General features: G+C 59.6%; 7 protein-coding genes. 4 read left to right on the top strand and 3 right to left on the bottom strand.

The window, feature by feature from the left end; translation table 11 throughout:
* Positions 1-75: 75 nt before the first annotated feature.
* Both GWR55_RS11525 and GWR55_RS11520 read right to left on the bottom strand, forming a co-directional pair.
* Positions 76-1,305 (bottom strand): beta-ketoacyl synthase, encoded by a 1,230-nt coding sequence (locus GWR55_RS11525; protein WP_162402392.1) that lies wholly within the window; start codon positions 1,303-1,305, stop codon positions 76-78.
* Positions 1,306-1,366: 61 nt separating this feature from the next.
* The gene (locus tag GWR55_RS11520) at positions 1,367-1,612 is read right to left on the bottom strand and encodes an acyl carrier protein (RefSeq protein ID WP_162402391.1); all 246 of its coding nucleotides are present in this window, start codon (positions 1,610-1,612) and stop codon (positions 1,367-1,369) included.
* Positions 1,613-1,828: 216 nt separating this feature from the next.
* Here GWR55_RS11520 and GWR55_RS11515 point away from each other — a divergent pair, with 216 nt between their 5' ends.
* Together GWR55_RS11515 and GWR55_RS11510 are read left to right on the top strand one after the other, a co-directional pair.
* The gene (locus tag GWR55_RS11515; protein WP_162402390.1) at positions 1,829-2,014 is read left to right on the top strand and encodes a hypothetical protein; all 186 of its coding nucleotides are present in this window, start codon (positions 1,829-1,831) and stop codon (positions 2,012-2,014) included.
* A gap of 608 nt (positions 2,015-2,622) precedes the next feature.
* On the top strand, positions 2,623-4,572 hold the full coding sequence (locus GWR55_RS11510; RefSeq protein ID WP_162402389.1) for a right-handed parallel beta-helix repeat-containing protein: 1,950 nt from the start codon (positions 2,623-2,625) through the stop codon (positions 4,570-4,572).
* Positions 4,573-4,996: 424 nt separating this feature from the next.
* Here the strand turns inward: GWR55_RS11510 and GWR55_RS11505 are convergent, their stop codons facing one another.
* Complete coding sequence (locus tag GWR55_RS11505) at positions 4,997-8,623, bottom strand: TonB-dependent receptor (RefSeq protein WP_162402388.1); 3,627 nt, start codon at positions 8,621-8,623, stop codon at positions 4,997-4,999.
* Positions 8,624-9,313: 690 nt separating this feature from the next.
* Between GWR55_RS11505 and GWR55_RS11500 the strand changes: the two genes are divergently transcribed.
* Together GWR55_RS11500 and GWR55_RS11495 are read left to right on the top strand one after the other, a co-directional pair.
* Positions 9,314-16,348 carry a hypothetical protein gene (locus GWR55_RS11500; RefSeq protein WP_162402387.1) on the top strand — a complete coding sequence of 2,345 codons (7,035 nt, stop codon included), beginning with the start codon at positions 9,314-9,316 and terminating at the stop codon, positions 16,346-16,348.
* Positions 16,348-20,109 carry a hypothetical protein gene (locus tag GWR55_RS11495; RefSeq protein WP_162402386.1) on the top strand — a complete coding sequence of 1,254 codons (3,762 nt, stop codon included), beginning with the start codon at positions 16,348-16,350 and terminating at the stop codon, positions 20,107-20,109. The genes GWR55_RS11500 and GWR55_RS11495 overlap by 1 nt, the downstream gene beginning before the upstream one ends.
* The last annotated feature ends 1 nt before the right edge of the window (position 20,110 follow it).

Genomic DNA, 20,110 nt, shown 5'->3' with positions numbered 1-20,110 from the left:
CGCCTGGAGCAGGACGCCAAAGAGATACACCGGAAGAACCTGCGGCAAGTCCGGCCCGTGTTCATGCGGCAGAGGTTAGGTCTTTTCCTGCCACGAACGAAGAGCGATTACGGCATTGAGCCCGCCGAAGGCGAGAGAGTTGGAGAGAGCGAGGGTGGGGTCAGTGGTCCGGGGCTTGCCAGTGATGATGTCCAGGTTGAGAGAGGGATCGGGGGCCGAGACACCCGCGGTCTGAGGGAGACGGCCTTCCTGGAGCGCCAGGGTAGTAGCCAGTGCTTCAAGAGCGCCGCTGGCCCCGATGGAGTGGCCATGCAACGCCTTGGTGGAACTGACAGGAATGTGTGCAGCACGTTCGCCGAAGACCTGGTGGATGGCGGCGGCCTCGGTGGTGTCGTTGGCCTGGGTTCCTGTGCCGTGTGCATTGATATAGCCGACTTCATCGGGCGAGGCCTGGGCGTCGGTGAGCGCCTTCCGCATGGCGCTGGCAGCACCATCGGCCTGCGGCTGGGTGATGTGGTTGGCGTCGGCCGACATGCCGAATCCGACAATCTCGGCAAAGATGGTGGCGTTCCGCGCCTTCGCGGACTCAAGCGTCTCGAGCACCAGCATGGCGGCGCCTTCTCCCAGCGTCATGCCGTCACGGTCGGTGGCAAAGGGACGGCACTGAGTCGGTGAGACGACGCGCATGGAGTCCCACGCTCGATAGAAGCCCCAACTGAGCGGAGCCTCATGGCCTCCGGCGAGGGCTGCTGCCGCCATCCCTGAGCGAACCATGTGGAAGGCGAGGCCGATGGCGTGAGTGGCCGACGCGCAGGCGGTCGAGATGTCCAGGGTCGGTCCTGTGATCTTCAGGTCGATGGAGATATTGCTTGCCCCTGCCGAGGACATGGTGCGCACGATGGTAAGCGGATGTGCGCGGGCATTGCGGGTGTAGAGGTTCTTGACCTCGCTCTCCTCGGAGGAGCGGCCGCCGCAGGCGCATCCCATGATGATGGCGATATCTCCGGGAGCGTGATGCGCGAGAAACCCGGACTGCTCTGCCGCCTGCCGTGCGGCGACGATGGCGAACTGGGTATTCCGGTTGGTCGCGGTGATGATTCCAGAGTCGAGGTGGGCGGAAGGATCAAAATCGAAGACCTGGGCGGCCCGGCTGTAACGAACCCCGGGGTTCCCGTCGGGAGCGTCCGGAACGTTGACGATAGGGGCAATCCCGCTGGTACCGGAGAAGAGACTCTCTCGGAATGCCGGGACGGAGGAACCGATCGGTGTAATGCAGCCTAGTCCTGTGACAACAACACGATTCACGATGGAAGGGAACTCCCGATAGATTTTAAGAGGTCGCCGCGGCGGATGCTGGAAGGACTCCTCAGGATGCCTTCGCTGCCACCAGCTGCTCCACGCCGCGCACCACATCGCCGACGGTCTTGAGTGAGCCGAGGGCGTCGTCAGGAATCGCGATCTCGAACGCTTCTTCCACCTCGAACGAGATGTTGATCTTGTCGAGAGAGTCGATGTTCAGCTCCTCGAAGGTGGTGTCGAGGGTGATGGTGTCGGCAGGAATGTTCTTCGCCTTGGCAATAATTGAGATACAGCGTTGTGCAATATCGTCCATCAGGGGGTCTCCCTTTCTTCCCGGATTCTCAAACGTACAGGGCGCCTTGGGTAGTGTAAAGGTACACGACGCCAAATTGATAACCCCTTATGGGATGGGATCTACGGTGGCTCCTCCTCTCTCAAGACTTCTGTGAGGAAAAGAGGGCTGCACGGACAGACTGGCTGCATCAGAAGAGGAAGTGGGTAGGCTCTCCGCCCGAAGAAAGAGGTCGATATGGCGCAACACGGCGCGAAAGTGGCGATCCAGTGGAGATACGTCTCGAGTGATCCAGAAGGTCGTCTGGTCGTTGCAAACGATGAACGTGCGAGGCGCGAGAAAAATCTGGATAAGACACTGGCCGATTCCTTCCCCGCCAGTGACCCGCTGTCCAGTATCCCCGATCCTGAAGGTGAGGCGTAACCTGTTTCGCCGTTTGTTCCGGTTCCCGAACTGCAAAATCGTCCGTACTCCGGCGAAACTGCGCCGTGGTTCCACCTTCGGAAGGTCGGCTTCGCTGAATCCTGCGGCAAGGTGTCCGAGGTAGACTGAGCTGCGGATGAAGGGAATGAGAAACAATGGTAGGCACGATTGGATCCGAACCAGCGGTCTCTATCGCGTCAAAATTTAAATACATTGTAATTCAACAACTTACAGGCTATCAGAGACTGCCAAAATCACTGATAATCCTTCACATCCTGTTCGCCTAAGGCCCACAAATTTTCGCAGGGGGCCCAGGATGGCTCTTGGAGGAGTCAATCCGCCCGCAGGACAAAGGAGCTACGCCGCCTTCACCCGGAGAAGATGGCGCCTCAGAGTCCAGTCAGGTATACAGGGCTGGCCTGGCGCATCTCAATAAATCGATAGGAGCTTTCTCAATGAATCCACTATGAACTGTTGTCTCAGGGTGGATCCAAACGTCGTCCAGGCTCGCCTGCTTCGCCACCGTGTACGATGGTGGCGCGATCCGTGCCCGCGCTTCATTCAGCGGCAAATCTATCCGATCGCGGAAGCATATGGTACCCCGCCGGATGAAACACGCCCCTTTCCTTGTCCTACTCCTTCTGGCTGGAACATCCGCCGTTTTCGCCGATAACTCCCGCCTTCCGGACGGCACCGAGTTCCCGACATGGGAGAAGCCGCTCCACTTCACGAAGACCTACTACGTCGACGCAAATGCCAAGAATGCAAGCGACAGTGGGCCCGGTACGAAGGAGCATCCGTTCCGCACCATTAACCATGCCGCTCAGCTGCTCCAGCCGGGTGAACATGTCATTATCGCCAGCGGCGTGTACCGCGAGGCGATCCGCCCGGCCCGGGGAGGCACAAGTCCCGATGCGATGATTAGCTACGAGGCGGCGCCGGGCGCGGATGTCGTTGTATCAGGCGCGACCGTGACGACAGGATGGCAGCCCAGCGAGGGCTGGAACATCGGCCCGGACCGGGAGACGAATCAGCCTGTGAAGGCATACCAGCTTCACCTTGACCCCAAGCTGTTCCCGCTTGGGTATAACCCGTTCGCTCTCGACAACGTGACCGACGACCGCTACTGGATCAACTACGCCAAAGACAATATGTGGAATTACTTCCGGCGGCGGGGCATAGTCTTTGTGGATGGCAAACCGCTGGAGCAGGTGGAATCGCCATCGGCTCTCGCGGGGCTGTCGGCGCGCTCGCTAAGCTTCTTCAGCGACATCCGCTGGACGCCGTTGTACCAGGAGTTTTCGCCCTACGCTGGTAAAGTGTGGGTCGAGTCGGACGGACTGACTTTGCATATCCGGCTGGCAAATGACGATGATCCGGCGAAGCACGTGATCGAGATCACGAACGAGGAGTCGGTGTTCTCTCCTGCGAAGCCGTACCAGTCGTACATCCGGGTGAAGGGCATCAAGTTTCGGTATGCCGGAAACAGTTACCCAAATCCCCAACGAGGGCTGGTCTCGACCAATCACGGCAACCACTTCATCTTTGAAGACAATTCTTTCGAGTGGGCCAATAGTGTGGGGCTCGACATCGGTGACGTTGACTGGGCAGCGGCGCGCCCGCCGCAGCCGGTAGGTTTTGACGTTGTCCGCCACAACGTCTTCCGGTACTGCGGAATTGAGGGACTCGGCGGAACGGGTGGTCCACAGAATGTGCTGGTGGAAAAGAACCTATTTGAGTGGATTGGCTGGCAGGATGCAGCTCGCCTGTCGGAGTCGGGCGGGACCAAGATGCATCGGACGCGGAATCTGCTGTTCCGGAATAACGTGGTGCGTCACATCCGGCATGCCAACGGAATCTGGCTCGATATCGGAAACACAAATGATCGGCTCACGGGGAACGTCTTCGCCGACATTCCCGGCGACGTGAATCCACACGCGATTCAGATCGAGGGCAGTGATGCGTTGAACGAGATTGACAACAATATCTTCGACCACCTCACCGGCGGAGTTCTGATCCGCGACACAAATCACGTCATCATCGCATACAACCTGTTCATTGACTGCGCCAAGGTGTGCATCGATACAGCGTCAGGCCTCGGAGCACCGCGCCCAATCAACGGCCACACGAACGACGCACATGACCTTAGAGTCTTCGGAAATGTGTTCTCGGGCATCGGCCAGTCGGCCATCGAGTTCAACAACCCGCGCAACACTGCGGATGGAAATGTCTACGGCTTCGCTCCGGGCCGCCGAGTGCGAATGCAGCCCTACCTGCGTGTGAAATTTCCCGATCCGCCGGAGTGGGACAACCTGGAGTCCTGGCGTGATCAGCACGATTGGGACAAGACGGGAACCACGGCGGAAGTCGCAACGACGTTCAACCCGGACACTCTACAAATGAGCGTGGCGGTGAAAGGCGAAGTGAAGCCTCTACCGGTGTATGGTGGAATCGATGTGGACTTCTACGGCCACTCAATCACCGGGACGAACCGGATGCCTGGGCCTTTCGCTGATCTAACAAATACGGCAGGTTCACGAACCATCGACCCACGCTAGATCGCAGAGAACCGCGACATTTCTACTGACGTTTCCAAGCTGCATTTCCCCAGTCATGCGCAGATTCCCCCCCCGATGGGTGGGGTGGAATCTGCTTCTTACAAGCGCGTTTGAACGAAGCCGCTGACGTAGCGGCTGCTACATCCGTTGCAGCGCGGAGATCAATCGTTAGGGTTTGGGACACAACTGCTGATTGCCGCTGTGCGGCGCCTCATAGCGAAGCGAATTGGGAATATCCGCGTCCCAAGAGTGGGTCGGCAGGCGCCTTATTCGCGCATGGAGGACGTGATTAATCTGCTCCGACGGTGGCCCCACCGCTTTTCGTGTTCCGTTGCGACTCAAGCGCACCTTGCAAAAGGGCAAAGCCCCGCCCCAGCAGATGTGCGGCAGGACCTCGGCCTTCGATGGATTGTAGAAGTTGCTGCTAGAACAAAAATCGTCCGGATAACTGGAATGCCCTGGGATTGTTTATCTGGGTTGTGATATTGCCAAAGAGAGCATTGCCAACTGATGTATTCGGATTGCCGAACTGTACGCGGTTGAAGAGGTTGAATGCCTCCACGCGCAAGTTGAATTTCATATTCTCGTGGATAGGGATGTCCTTGTAGAGAGACATATCCCAGTTGGCTTGGCCAGGGCCGCGCAGCGTGTTATCGGTACGCGACTCGTTACCGTATTGGAAGCGATTGAAGACGTATGGGTTATTGACGCTCTGCTGCACAAAGCAGCTAGTGTTGAAGTAAGTCGTCGCTGCGAGAGGTCCTCCCAGCCGGTTATACATTGATCCACCGTTCTTCTTGGTTCCGTTGCAACCTGCCGCGTCGGGGACGTACATCGGACGCATCGAACCCTGGAATGCGTAGGTCGAGAGCGTATTGGTGGAATTGGTCAAAGCAAGTGGAAGTCCCTGCTGGAAGGTCGTGATGCCCTGCACGCCCCACCCGCCGAGCAAGGCGTTGCCAACTCCGGAGAGATTGAAAAGGAACCGTTGGCCCTTCCCGAAGGGCAGGGGATAGACATAAGCGACCACCAGTCGCTGACGTGCGTCGAAGCTGGATAGCGCGTACTCACCGTCAAGGTTGTTGTAGTTCGAGAAGCCTCCTGTACCGGTTGCGTCGAGCCATGAGGTCAGGTACTCAGCATTGGTCAGCAGCTTGGAGAAGGTGTACGACCCAAGTATCTGCCCGTTCCCCGGCATCCGCTTTTGCAGCTTGAGCTCCAGCGAATGATAGTTGCTGATGCCAACGTAGTGGCCGCTATTGGTGATGCCGCCATACTGCGGGAAAGGCCGCAGCAACTGGTTCCTGGTCACCGTTGGGTTTCGCAAAGTCCCCTGGCTTATCTTCGGATAGTACGGGTTAGCCGCCTGCACGTTCAGAAAGCAGTTTGCGATACTGCCCGATGAGCAGTTCGGATCTGCGGCTGCCTGGGATATAACGCTGTCCGACAACGGATTGATCGGAACGCTGATTGGCAGGTGCTCGCCACGCAGTCCGGCATATGACGCTGACAGGGCGATCCCCTTCCAGAACTGACGTTCGGCTGTCAGGTTCCATTGGTACGTGAGGCCGTTCGGTTCATCAGCGTAGAGGGCCTGAGCATTACCCCCCAGCAGCACCTGCTGGTAGCTTGGATCCCGGTGCGGCGGTCCTTGCAGCCCGCTCGGATATGGGTTGTCCAATGTGTTGTAGGGAGTTTGCTGTCCGTCGATCGTATTGACCATCAGATTGTTCAGGAAATTGACGCCTGCTTGCAGCGGAGCGCTGGGGAATTGTAGGTCTGCCGGGACAAAGAATTTGCCAAACGCTCCTCGGATGACCGTGTTGTCGTCGAGGCGATAGGCGAGGCCAACTCGCGGCGCCCAGTCGGTCCAGTTCTCGTTGTAGACACCCGCCGCAGGATGCTGTGGTGAACTCACCAGGTCGTAGGCACCTGGTATGTTCAAAATTGGATTTATTTCGGTCGGGTTGAAGGTGTTCGCCCAGCCATGCCGTGCAATGAAGGTGCCCGGCACTTCGTAGCGCAACCCGAGCGTGGCGGTCAGCTTGTTGGTTATCTGCCAGGTGTCCTGGAAAAAGTAGCCTTGGTAGCGGAGGGTCTGATAGGTTGGCGGCGCAATCTGCACCGTCTGCGCGGTGCTGGTCGAGACGTATCCCAGCTCAAAGGAGGCAAGCGGGTTGCCCGTCGCTCCCGGCGATCCTGTGCTCTGTGAGGTGAAGATGTTATCGAAGGTAAAGATGCCGCCTGGGTTGTTGTTCTGGAAATAGTTCATCTCCAGCCGGCGCAAATCCACGCCCATTTTGAAAGTGTGCCGTTTCCAGACTCTCTGATAGGTCGACGCGATCGAATAGTTGTTGTTGATGGAGAAGATGTAGCCGGCAGAGCCTTCGTAGTAGCTGATCGGCCCTCCAGTGCTAATCATAGGAACTGCGGTGGACTTTGGCAGGTTGTTCAAATGGCCGAAGTCCATATACGAAGGCCAGCCGAATGCCGTCGATTCGTTTAGGCCGAGATTAGTCGGAATGCGGTTGTAGTTCCACCGCAGATAGCCGAGGCGCAGGTCAGCCACCGAATTGGCGTTGAAGAGGTACGTGCCACCCACGACGATCTGATTGGTGCTGAATACCTCTGGCGCCAGAGCGATGTAATAAAGATTATTGTTCGGGAATGGCTGGGGGTCGATGTTCCTCGAGTTCCACCTCGTGTAGCGCTCGAACATAGAGAATTTGGAGTTGAGGTTCTGGTCGCCGCGGGCAGTGTACTGATCATTAATGCCGCCTGCGGTGGCCAGTCGCGAAAAGTTGTTCAATGGCCCTTGTGGTGAAGGCGTTCCGGGAACGTTCGGCAGTCCGTAGATAGGAAATGCAATCAGGTTCTTGGCTACGCTGCTCAACCGGTTGGGGGGGATGACGTTCGCAACGCCGTTATAGGAAAACTGCCGCCGCGTAGGAGCGGTTCCCGCGCTCTGGGCTGCCGTGCAAGCGGGATTGTTGAGAGTGCCGCAGGTCGTCAGAGGATCGTAGATGGGAGCGCTGATGCCGGAGAAATCACCCTTCAGTTCTGCCTCCGTTGGTACCGTAACGAGAACCAACTGTCCGTTGGTCTGTCGGTAGCCCTGGTAAGCGCCAAAGAAAAAGATCTTGTTCTTCATCACCGGGCCGCTGATGTTGGCGCCGAACTGGTTCTGGTGCCACGCTTGCTTTCCGGAGTTGTTTCTCTTCGCAAAAAAGGAATTTGCGTTGAGCACGGTGTTGCGTAAGTACTCATAAGCCGTGCCATGAAAAGTATTTGAGCCGGACTTGGTGCTCATGTTGATCACACCGCCCGTGTACTTGCCGAACTCCGCAGTGTTGTTGTGTGTTTGAACATTGAATTCCTGAATGCTGTCCTGATCCATCACCAGCTCGACGGCGTTGCCATACGACGTATTCACGGACACACCGTCCACCAGGACCGATCCCTGGTTGGCATTACCGCCGCCGATCTGGAAGTTGCCAGCTGCGAACACGTTCTGCCCGCTGAGGTTGGTATTGGAAGCACCTTGCGGCACCACACCCGGCACCAGCGCAACCAGGGCCAGCACGTTGCGACCATTGAGCGGCAGGTCGCGCACCGCGGTCCCTTCAATCGCCTGTCCGAGCGAGGTAGTGTCCGTCTGCAGGATGGGAGTCGCGCCGGTCACATCCACCGTCTGGGTCTGTTCGCCGATGGACATGGTGACATCGACGCGCACTACTTGGTTTACAACCACATTGATGGGGGTGCGCGTGAAATGTTTAAAGCCGGTGGCGTCGATGTCGATCGTATATTCCCCACGCGGCAAGGATAGGACCTGATAGTTTCCCTGATTATCGGTGGTGACGGAGCGCTTTTCGCCTGTCGCGGGGTTCGTGACGGTGATAGCCACGTTCGGGAGAACGGCTCCCGACTGATCGTCTACTGTTCCGACGATCGAGCCGAAGATGTTTTGAGAGTACGCTGAAATTGTCGCCAGGCCGGCAAACAAAAGTGCGACCGCGACCCTTCGCAATGCTGCCTTTCCCAGTTGCATCGACTTACCTCCAGTAAACGTTTTCTCAAATGAGCAAAGAAAGTACTCGTTGCATAATACGCAGTGAGAAGAGCGAATGGACCAATAGCAAGTGGCGCGAAAATTAGTCCCCGCGACGAGTAATTGTCAACAGGAATTTGAGGCTGATGTCCGGGAAATCGGCGAATGCATCTCGCAGCTACGCTATCTCACGTTCCTTAAAGGGCCTGCCTGTCAGCGTTACCCAAGAACCAGGTAAAGCTGTGTCAAAAGAATTGGTATAGTTTTCTGCCTAGAATTTGCAGCATGAAGATGGCGACGCAACGAGGTCTTATTTCGCCTACGTCAACCACAGATCCTAGTCACATTCGTTATTCGCCGCTGACGCAAGTTGATACCAGGAATGTGAATGATTTGAAGCCTGTATGGGTTTACGACTCGGGCGTGAAAGGGCGCATTTCGGTTACAGTGCAAAAAAAATCATAAAGAATGCATATCTTTGCCTTGACGTCGGAGCTCAAGTCAAGATAAGTTTTCATTTCAAAAAAACATCCTGCAACTTGCACCTACATCGCGGAACCGGCGCCATCCGCGCCATAGACCAGAGCCCTGACCTTATTTGGTTCTGTGTCATTTCGGGAAACACACGGGACCGAGCCCAGTGGGCCTTAAGGGGATGTGTGTCCATCGGGCAAATTAGGAGGTACGTAAGTGCCTGATTTGTCGCTGTTCGACTTGATGACGCCCTATGTTTTACGGGGCGGGGGCTTTGGGGCGTGGCATCCTGCGTTGGCGGCATTGGCCGTCGATCAGCACGAGACCTCGATTGGACCCGAAGGGATTGTCGTTCGGGGGACCGTCCGATTTTTCGGCGATGTCCAGCCGTATATCGACCCTGACCGTATGGTCATGGGCGTCGATGCTCAGAACTCAGAGAATCATCCCCTGAATGACCCGGGGCGCCGGAATCCTTGGATCGATGTTCGCGATGCCAAGATCGAGTTTCAACTCACCGTTCCACGCATCGCATCAGCCACCATCACGCAGGCCGTGACCGCGATTGGCGGCGCGGGTGGCTTTGCGAACGCAGCCGCGGTGCTCCAGCAATACGACTTCATTCCCGCCGACGCACCGCCTTCGGACTACCCCAACACCGAGTTCGTTCTCGACTTCATCCTCACGTCCATCGTGCTGCGTCCTCCCTTTCTGCGTGGCGCCAAGCGCGAACCCGACGGGCAGTTGGTGGAGGATCCACAGAACCAGCAGGTGAAGTTCACGCTGCCGAAGATCAAGATGCGCCTGTCGCAGACATCGGCCTTCGAAAGCCCGCTCAACGCAACCCTGCTCTCCGCAGGCGCATCAGGCCTGGATGATCCCGGCGACCTGGCCATCGCCGAGCTGATTACCATGGACCCGCCCTACGCGTTCATCGGTTCATCGAACGTTGTGGGCTTTGGATTCCGGTCCGCGGTGCTGGACCTATCCACCAACTCCACGCCGCCCGACATTCTGAGCCAGTTCGGATACGACGAGAACTGGACCGGCCTCTACCTGCCGGAGATCCGTCTCTTTGTCGCGCCCCACGGCGCCCGAGATCTCGCGGTCGATGGCGGGGTCCGCAATCTGCTCATCGGCTTTGGTCCGTCTGCCGGAGTCACCGGCGACTTCGAACTTCAGGTTCTCAATCAGGGGGCAGGTCCACTCAAGCTGGGCGCTCGTTTTTATGACGAGACGATGCAGAGCTACGGGATCACGCAGACCAGCGATACCGAAGCCACCGTGCAACTGCCGTCTCGCACGCGGATGATCATTGATGTCGATGGCGGGCGAACGCCCATTACCACGTCTGCCACGTTCGACGGAGGAGCCGCACAGAACGGCCGCGAGCATGACATCGATCTCTCCACCGCGACGTCCCGCACCATCGTCATCAATGCGACCGACACCAGCGCCCCGCCGAAGAATCAAACGCTGACGATCCACGCAACCCGGATCTCAACTCCCGCCCTTCCGCCTCCTGGCTCGCAACCCTCCACCACTCAGAACGCGCCCGTCGACCTGCAGACCACATCGGTGACGCAAGGCGGCGTAGCGGTCAACGCACCGCGCTTGCGGCTGGTGAGTGAGACTCCCACGACGGCGACCATCGGCCTGGATCGCAGCGGAACGCCTACCTGGACGGTGAATGGATCGCCCGCCGGGTCCAGCACCACAGTCACGGTGAACGTCGGTCCGGGCGAGAGCGTCAGCGTGCGAGCGGAACTCCCGGGCGATCCGAGTACGGGACAGTTCACGGCTTACTATCGCTTCGATCATCCTGCGCCGAATGAGGGCAACGCCTACTCGACGAATTCCGCGAACTCCCGCACTGAACCGGCGCCCGATGATGGCGCTACCAGCAACTGGTTCTCGGGCTCCGACTCTATCAGCGCGTTACGCGGCACGCTGATGGGCATCCCCAATCACTCCGACATCGCGATTAAGGGATATGCCAGCTACGAAGGTCAGAACACCCAGCAATCGCTCACCTACAACACCGCGCTGGCCCAGCGTCGTGCGGATGGATTGAAGGCGATGTTCGACAAGGTTCTGGCGGAGACGCCGGAACTGGCTAGCCGTTCCTATACATTCACTCCGTCACCTGTCGCGGAGATGTCGCAGTGGACCACGCAAGGGACCACGCTCGCCACCCGTCGCAACTTCTGGAAGGCGGAGGCCTCCTGGACGCCCGGCCCCGGCGCGGGCACGGTGACCGAAGGCAATGTCTCCCGGCGAGCGAATCCCAATAACCCGACGCCGCAGCCGATTCCAGTCCCCGATCCGACGCCGGCCGCGGAGCCGCCACAACCACCATCCTGGTTTCGGCAACTCGGCGCCAAGGTCCGCATCGTTCGCAATCAATTTGTTGCCTGCGAAGTCTTCGGCAAGTTCGACTATCAGACTGCCGCGGAGAACCGGCTGCGCGACGGCGCCGGTCCTGGCACCACGATGCCGCAATGGCAGGGGCTGGGCAGCCAGAACCCCGCGGACGGTCTGATCGACATCCGGATTGTCGTACAGATCGACGATGCAACCGACACAGTGATCGTCACCGGCTACTTCGGTGCCGATCCGGCCGACCGCGATGGTCTTGCGCTGCTAGGCACGCGCCCAAATCAACCGCCCGATCCCGGACCGAAGAATTTCGGCCTGGACTTCTTTGGGACCTCCTGTGTGTTCCTGCCGCTCATTGCGGAAGGCGCTGGAGCAGTGGCCAAGGAAGGGGCGTTGGCGGAACTCGGTGTCTCCGCGGCGGGCTTCGGCCTCTGCGCTTTGATTGCCGGTCTGGGATGGATGCGCACGGAGCGCATCATCTGGTACGGCGGCGAACTGAACGTCACGGCGAATGCCAAAGGCGAATGGTCCACCACGGTCCTCTTCGACATTGAGACCGCGATCAGCGCGGACTTCCTGGGGCTGGTGAAGATTAAGCGCGAATCGCCGCTGGTGGTTCGCTACAAAGCGATCGGCATCATGTTCGGTAGCCCTCCGGGCGGTTTGCCGTTCCAATTCCGGCCGATGTTCGACTCGTCGAAGGGCTATTCCATCGATCTGTCGAAGCCCGGTGCGATTGAAGTCGCCGATCCGTTGGGATCGATTCTGAAGATTCTGGGCGCGCGCATTGCGCGCAACAACCCGATGTTGATCGAAGTCGATCTCGGCTTTGCAATTGATCTCGGTGTCGTGTCGATCGATCGCGCGCGCATCCGTGCCCGTCTGGAAGATCCGGTGAAGGTGGAGCTCACCGCCTTCGGTGCCGGCATCGATATTCCGGGAGCTCTGCGCGGCCGCGGCTATCTCGAGTTGAGTGAGACCGAGATCAAGGGGTATATCGATCTCACGATCGTGCCGGTCTCGGTGCGCGTGGCCGCGGGCATCGGCATCCGCCAGATTCCCGCGAGCGAGCCAGGGGGGCCGGCCACGGGCGTGATTGTCACGCTGTACGTTGAGTTCCCCGTGGCCATTCCCCTGGGCTGTTCGGGTCTGGGCATCTATGGATTCCTGGGTCTCTTTGCAATGCACTACAAGCGCAATGAAGACGACGTCCCCGCGGACAACCAGGCGCCGGCCTTGGCATGGCTCAAAGCAACGGGCGGCAATCCCACCGACATTGCTTTCTGGAAGAGCAATGTCAACAGTTGGGCCTTCGGTGTCGGCGCCATTCTCGGCACCATGGGTTCCAGCGTCATCTTCAACCTGAAGGGCGTCATCTTACTGGAACTCCCCGGGCCGCGCCTGCTGTTGATGATGAAGGCGAACCTGCTGATGCCGATGCCCGACCTGGGCGGCGACGCAGAGGGCCTGCTCTTCGCCGTCATCGATCTCGACATGGGCCGCGGCACGTTGACCATCGGCATCTCTGCTGAGTTCAAAGTCGAGCCACTTCTTCGCATTCGCATTCCGGTTGAAGCCTTCTTCAACTTCAACAACATTCCGGACTGGCACCTCTATCTGGGCAAGTATAACGACCAGATTCAGGCCGACATTCTCAGCGTGTTTGAAGGCAGCGGATACCTCATGATTGCCGGCAACGGCATCTCCGGGATTCCGAACCTTCCTGCCGTCACGGGCTTTTCCATTGCGACCGGTCTCCATGTGGCGTTCATTTGGGGATCGAAGCCCGCGGGGCTTTATGCGGAACTTGCGGCCGGCTTCGACGCCATTGTCGGCTTCGATCCTTTCCGCTTCGCGGGCATCCTCTACGTCCGCGGATCGCTGCATCTCTGGATCATCAGCATTTCGGCCTGGGCCAACCTCAAGGTCGATATGGGAGAGGATGCTGGCGGCAACGAGATCTGCCGCATCGAAGGCGATATCTGTGGCGAGATCGACTTCCTCTTCTTCACCATCTCCGGGTGCGTCCACTTTGCCCTTGGGGATAACTCTGTCCCGGTTCCGGATCCTCCGGCGCTGTCCAAGACGTTGAAGCTGATCAGTCGTTCGCCCGCATTGGTGATGGGCACGGCCACCGACCGGCCTGTCGACGGCGGGATTGGCGACGGCAAAGAAGGCGCATCGCAGCCCGCGGATCTACCCATTGTGCCCATCGATGCGATTCCGGTCTTGATGATGTCGGCTCCGCCGTTGGCCAACGGCGTTCAATTCAAGGGCAAGGATCTGCAGGGCAGCTCCGAAGCTCCGCCGGATGGCTGGATCGCCCATGGCGATACTTTCTTCAAATACACGCTGAAGAGCATTGAACTCTCCGGCTCTGTGACCGAAGGCGGAACGCCAGCGACCTGGTGGAAACAGAAGAGCGGCGACAAAGCGCTGGAAGCGCAGCTCGCGTTGTTGAGCTGGATTCCGGAAGCGACACCGAAGGCGATCGAGTCGAGCAAGTTCCTCGAGGAGACCATCGTCGAGCACTGGGGCACCGTCTGCACGCCCATCGCACCCCCGACGCCAGTGCTGTGGACCTTCCTTCAGGAGATCCTCGGCCCCTCGCCATATGGCTGGTGGCTGGATGGAACGGCATGGCCCGACCCTCCGGGAACTCTGCGCTCCGGCCCCACGGACTTGACGTTGCGAGTGACGGAACGCTGGCGCTCCGGTGATCGCAAGTTGGATCAGATGCGCGGCGTGATCCCGGCGCAGGTGGAAGGACTCGCGGTGGTCTGCCCGCCGGACCGGAAGCCGACCACTCCGGGGACTACGCTCCCGGGCGGCTCAACGGCACCAGTCTCGACTGCTCCGCAGCCCATCGCCATGCGCCTGCCCATTATCGAGTCGGCAAAGGGCGTGAAGCGGATGGACACCGTGCCCGCGCAAGCCCTGACGCTGAACGATGTCGTGCGCAACCTGAACAGCGGCATCGCGATTCCGCGAGCTGCGTTGCAGTCGATGGTCATCCATCCGGCAACCACCACGGCTGCGGCTGCGGCGCCGAAGAACTGCCAGAGCCGCGTGTTGGCGTCGCCCTTCCGCGACGATTTCATGCGCTTCAAGACCGATCCGAAGACGGATCGCGACAAGACCCTCCTGGAGCGCCTGCACAAGCGCGGCTACAAGCCAGGACCGCTGGTGGACGCGGTGGTCTTCGGAACCGGCGCGCTCGACTACGGCACCTTCTATTTGTTCGTGAATCGAGTGGTCCTCACTACTGGGCAACTCACGGTTGCGGTGATGGACGATCAGGAAAACACGCTGACCGAACACATTGTGATCCCGGCAGACGCAACACCGGGTGTGCCCTATCCGGCGAAGTGGATCGATCCCACCGGGCTTTGGATGGGGAGTTTATACAAGCTGGTTCAACACGCGCAGGCATTGCAGCAGCAGGGCTATGTCCCTGTCATCGTCACGGTGAAGGGCCATCCCAAGGGCACTCAGGTGCAAGTGGGCTTGAAGTCCTGGACGCCCTCGATGGACAAGGAAATCACCTGGCGGCCGTTCTATGTCGCGGCGATCGACGCTATGCGCACGGCGGAGGTGTGGCGTTATGACTACGACACCACGGAGCAAACCAAGAAGAAGGGGATTGCCGGCACCGTGCTGAGTTCGGAAGCGGGAGACTATGCGCTGCTCGCGAAGAACACGGTTTATAGCGTCACGGTGAAGTGGGATGCGTCGCGGGAACGCCGTCCTGCCGGTGGATCGCCGACCGACAAGAAGACGATCACCGACCAAACCCAGACCTACTGGTTCCGGACCGATCCCGATCCGCCCGCGCGGCTGGATCCGTGGATGTTGGCCAGTATTCCGCAGGATGGTGAGAAACACTTCTTTTCGCTGGAAGAGATCAACATCATCTTTGCCACCAACAATGTGGTGCGGCTGTATGAAACTTACGGCAAACGCCTGCAGGTGAGGCTGAAGGCTTCGTCGTACCATCCGCCCGCTCCCACACCCGGTGCGCCCCATCCGTTCCCGATCAATGCGGACACGGTGAAGCCGGTGGCCAAGAGCATCGCCGACCCGTTTGAAGAGACGCTCGAAAAGGTCCTGGATGGATCGTGCGTGCCGTCATCCGGAACGCGGATCCGGCACTCCAAGGTGACCATCCCGATTCCGCTCGATCTCTACACGGACTACGTGCTCGACATCGAGATGCTGGACAAGGATGCGCCGGAGGACGCGGCGGGGACTTCGATCTGGCGGCGCGTCTTCAGCACGGGTGGATTCCAAACCCTGGCGGACTTTGGCGCTTCCTTCATGGTGAACCGCGTCAAACACCGTCCGGTGAATCCGAATGCGATGCAAGCGATCGCGAACAAGTACGCCGCGGAGTCGCGAACGCCGCAAGGCAGCGAACTCGATCAAGACTTCATCGGCGCGGGTCTGGAACCGATGGAAGTTCCTCACGACCCAAGGCTGGTGGTCTTCTGGGAAACGTCAGCGACTCCGCAGCCGGCTGCGATTATTGTGGATGCCTCAGAACCGCTGTGGCGTAGCCGCTTGCTGCCAAGAGAGTCGATTGACCCAACTCCGGCGCAGAACAAGCGCTATGAGATGACCCCGGTCGATTGGCTGGTAGTGGCTCAAGCCGCGGGCGGGGACGACATCGTGGATAAGATCGTGCCCGCGCCCGGTGGTCAACGCGCCTTGATCACGCTGAAGCCGAACTCGCGAGGCAAGAACCTGAAGCTGGCTTTGAAGAAGATCGCCCAGCATGAAACCTATCTCGATGGTCCCGGAGCCCCTGACGAATATGTCGTCATCGCCGATCTGAATTTGGCTCGCGCTCCGTGGGAGGAGGAAGAAGACTAATGGCCTACGTCGTTGATCAGGATAAATTCAAGGCGGAAGCCGCCTATCTCGACTGGGCTGTGGTTGCTCGGCGGCTCGGCTATCCGTATCAGGGTGCGAACCGGTACACGCTGCAGATCCGTTGGATGATCCATCGCGAACTGGGGCTACCCACAGAGCCGTTCATCGTCTGGCGCAGGCCGAAGGGAAGCAAGGGCGAGAAGGCATTGAAGTATACGGTCCGCTCGCAAGGCTTCCTCCTGGGCAATCAGTTGGTGGAATGGACGGACGGCCCCATGCTTCGTGTCTTTGTGGAGGTGGACCCCACCTCCACTGGGACCATTCTGGCCTATACCGGCTCGCCGATCTTCTCCAACTTCAATGCGATTGTGGCGGTGAATGCGGGAAGCACCGTGGTTCAGGTGAGTGCTACCTCCATCGATGGACTGGTGGTCTCGCCCACCGTCGTCATCAAGAGCATCACCGGCATTCCCGTGGATCAGCTTTCGGCCGCATCGGGCTGGGAGAAGTTCGAGTATGTCGGTCTGCCGGTTCCGGTGCCAGAGTGGAATGGCATCGCGCATTATGCGGCGCCGCAAGGCATGGTCGCCGCGTTGACCACGCCCCAATCCGCGGCCCTGCAGCGTCTGGAGCGTGGCGCGCCTCAAGTGGGTTGGCAGCCCACTCTGCCGACCGGCGAAGCGGTGCCGCCATGGACGCCGCCCAACACGAATCAGTTGGTTACGCAGGAGATCAAGACCGGCATCATCGATCTGCTGAAGAAGGTCTTGCCCGCGACACCGCCCAATCAGCAGTACGACAAGAAGATCACTGTTGTTGTGCCGCCCCCGGAGAACTCTTCGGGGAAGAAGATGCCGGTGAGTGATTCCACGACCGAGTTCTCGCCTCTCGCGGCCACACTGATGCCCGCGGGCGTGGACCCATGGCTCGCATTGTCGCTGGGCTTCGGCACGGCTTATCCCGTGATCACCGCGAACTTCGCCGCCGTGTCCATTCCCACGGCGCTGAGTTACGACTACATGATCACGGCCCGTTGGGAAAAGGGTCTCGATGGAAACTCGCAGCCTTACGAAATGGCGGCGATGGTACCGTCGCCTCCGCAAGCATTGGCCCCTCCGGCTCCCGCGAACCTCTACACGGAGATGATGGGCAATCTCCGCCCGTTGACCACCGACGCCGATTGGCGTTGTTCGGTGAAGGTGACCTGGGACCGTCCGGCCGATCTGGAACTGATCCGGCCGCGCACCTACGCGGTGATGCGATCCAGCCTGTCGCCCGCTGAACCCGTGCGCCCTTTGATGAATCTGCGGCCCAGCGGTGGCTACAAGTACGGCGTGATCAATAGCGCGTTGCCTACTCCGATTCCTCCGGACTGGTGGCAGATCTCCGATGTCGATCGCGAACTACCCATCCCTGCCAATCCGGGTTCGCGCCAACTCCGCTACGGCGTCGCGCAGCAGGACATTTATGGGCAGTGGAGCGTGTGGTCGGTCGCCAACAGCAACGTGACGCAGCCGCCGGTCGACCATGTGCGTATCGTCACCGCGACGTTGAGCGCGGGACAGCCGGCGACACCGGATGGCACCGAATGCCCCGGTACGCTGACCATTGAATTCCTATGGGATTGGCGCGTCCGCCGTCCCAGGCGCATCAGCTTTGTCGGACGCCTCTATGCGGCAGCACATCGCGGCGATCCACCGCCCATCACCTCGGTGCCCGGTGTGCTGGAGCGAAAGTTGAATCACACCGGTTCGATTCTCGACCTCACCTTCACCGGTGAGAGCCCGGACTCTCCCGCGGTCCAGTTGCTCTCCGAAGACGGGCAGAAGCTGGTCGCAACCCCCGCGCAGCAGGGCAACGAGACGCGCCGTTATCGCGTCACCCTGACTGACTTCACGCTCGACTTCGCGTCAACCGGTCACATCGGTTTGGCGCTGTGGGCGATGGGTCAGGAACGCATTCTTCCTCAACGGCAAGGTGCCTGGTCGAATGATCCGAGTGTGATCTCGGTCTCGGATCCGCGTCCGCCGAAGATGATCCCGGATATTGTCACGCTGGCATCTTTACCTGATGCCGCGGGTGAATGTCATGCGCGGCTCACCTGGAACACCAGTGGTCAGCCGACGAACGCGGTAGGCTATTTCATTTACGAATCAACCGAGTCGAAGCTCTTGATGGATGCGGGCCTCCCAGAGCCGCCGCCGGAGAAGACTTTGAGTGAACGGCTCACCACGCTCAAGCAGATCTTCCGCGACAACCCGGCGAAATGGAACTTCACTCGCCGCAATGACAGGCCGATTCAAGGCAACAATACCGACATAGCGCTGCCACGCGGCTCTACCTCGATCCATCTCTTCATCGTTATTGGTGTGAATGCGGGACAAGTGGAGTCGGACTGGCCGTCAGGACCGGATGCAGGTGACGCGCTGCAGGCCATCGCGGCTCCGCGCGTCATGAAGCCCGCGCCGCCCACGTTGGAGGTCCGGCCTTACTTGGACATCAGTGTCGATCCGCCGGTCTATCGCACTCGGGTGGAGGTCGGTTCGCGTCTGGGACCGCGCGTCCGCAAGGTACAACTGTTCCGCGTTCGGGTGGATGATGCCGCGAAGGAGTTGGACACGATGGGGCCGGCCCTGGCGACCATCACGGGCAACGGCGCAGGATGGACGGTCGATACCGCTGACGATGTCTTCGGGACCAACATCAACAAGGTGACCGGCTATGACACGCCGGCGGGTTCGTGGAAGCGGGTTTGGTATCGCGCCGCTGCCTGGTCGGATCCGGATGATCTGCGCGGCTATCTGGGCGGGCGTTCGGGGGAAAGCTCCGCGGCTTGGGTGGTGATCCCTCCCTCCGGCAAGCCGAATCTCTCCGCGGTGACGGTCTCCTGGCCCTCCGGCGGAGCCGTCGGCGACGTCCTGCTGCAATGGACCAGCACGGTACCTCTCGCTAAAACACCTTTGGGTCCTCATGTTTTATCGGTGAAGGCGACGGTGAAAGGCGCGGCCGCGCCATTGATCGACTTTACCTCGAAGATGGACGCAATCCCCTCGACTGAGCCCGCGACCGGTTCCGGTGTCTGGATCATCGATCCCAACGCAAAGGCGCCGCGTCATTATGCCGCCTATCTCCGCCGCGCTTCGGAGAACGATCCAGTCGATGTGATTATTCAACTCACCGATCCCTTGGGCCGCATGAGTGAAAAGGTGGTTCGCATCGCCGCCGGTTCCGTTCTGCCGCCGCCGAAGTTGGGCAAGTTCCAGGTGAAGAAGATTGCGTCGCCCGCGGGCACCCAGCTCTTGTTCATGTGCAACGCGCAGGTGAATGTGGACGACCCGCCGTATCTGCTCAAGGTCACCGCCTATCGTCCGCTGCTGAGTCCCGTCCCGCCGAAGTTTCCCTTCGCGCTGTCTGACACGATGAAGGCGAGCGATGCTATCAAAGCGGTGACGCCGTTGCGTACGGTGTCGGAGGATGCCCTGATCAATGCCGCGCATGGATTGACGGAGCCCGTGATCAAGGGGCCCATCATCAAGGGTGCTCCACCCATTACGATCGAAATCCCCGTGCCGGATATTCCCATCGACAACGACACGGGTCCTCCGGCAGGCAATGATCCCTTGCTGCTCCGTCGCGTCCCGGGACCCCACGGCACCACCCTGGGTTACTACGCCTTCTGCAGGGTTTCCGTCACCAGCTTCGTCGTGCGGTTGACCTCGCCCGACGGACGCACCGATGAACACACAGAGGTGGTGAGCTAGC

The organism is Edaphobacter sp. 12200R-103 (assembly GCF_010093025.1).
Lineage (GTDB): Bacteria > Acidobacteriota > Terriglobia > Terriglobales > Acidobacteriaceae > Edaphobacter.
Note: the sequence above shows the minus strand (reverse complement) of the source record. Positions and strands in the feature narration are given on the sequence as shown.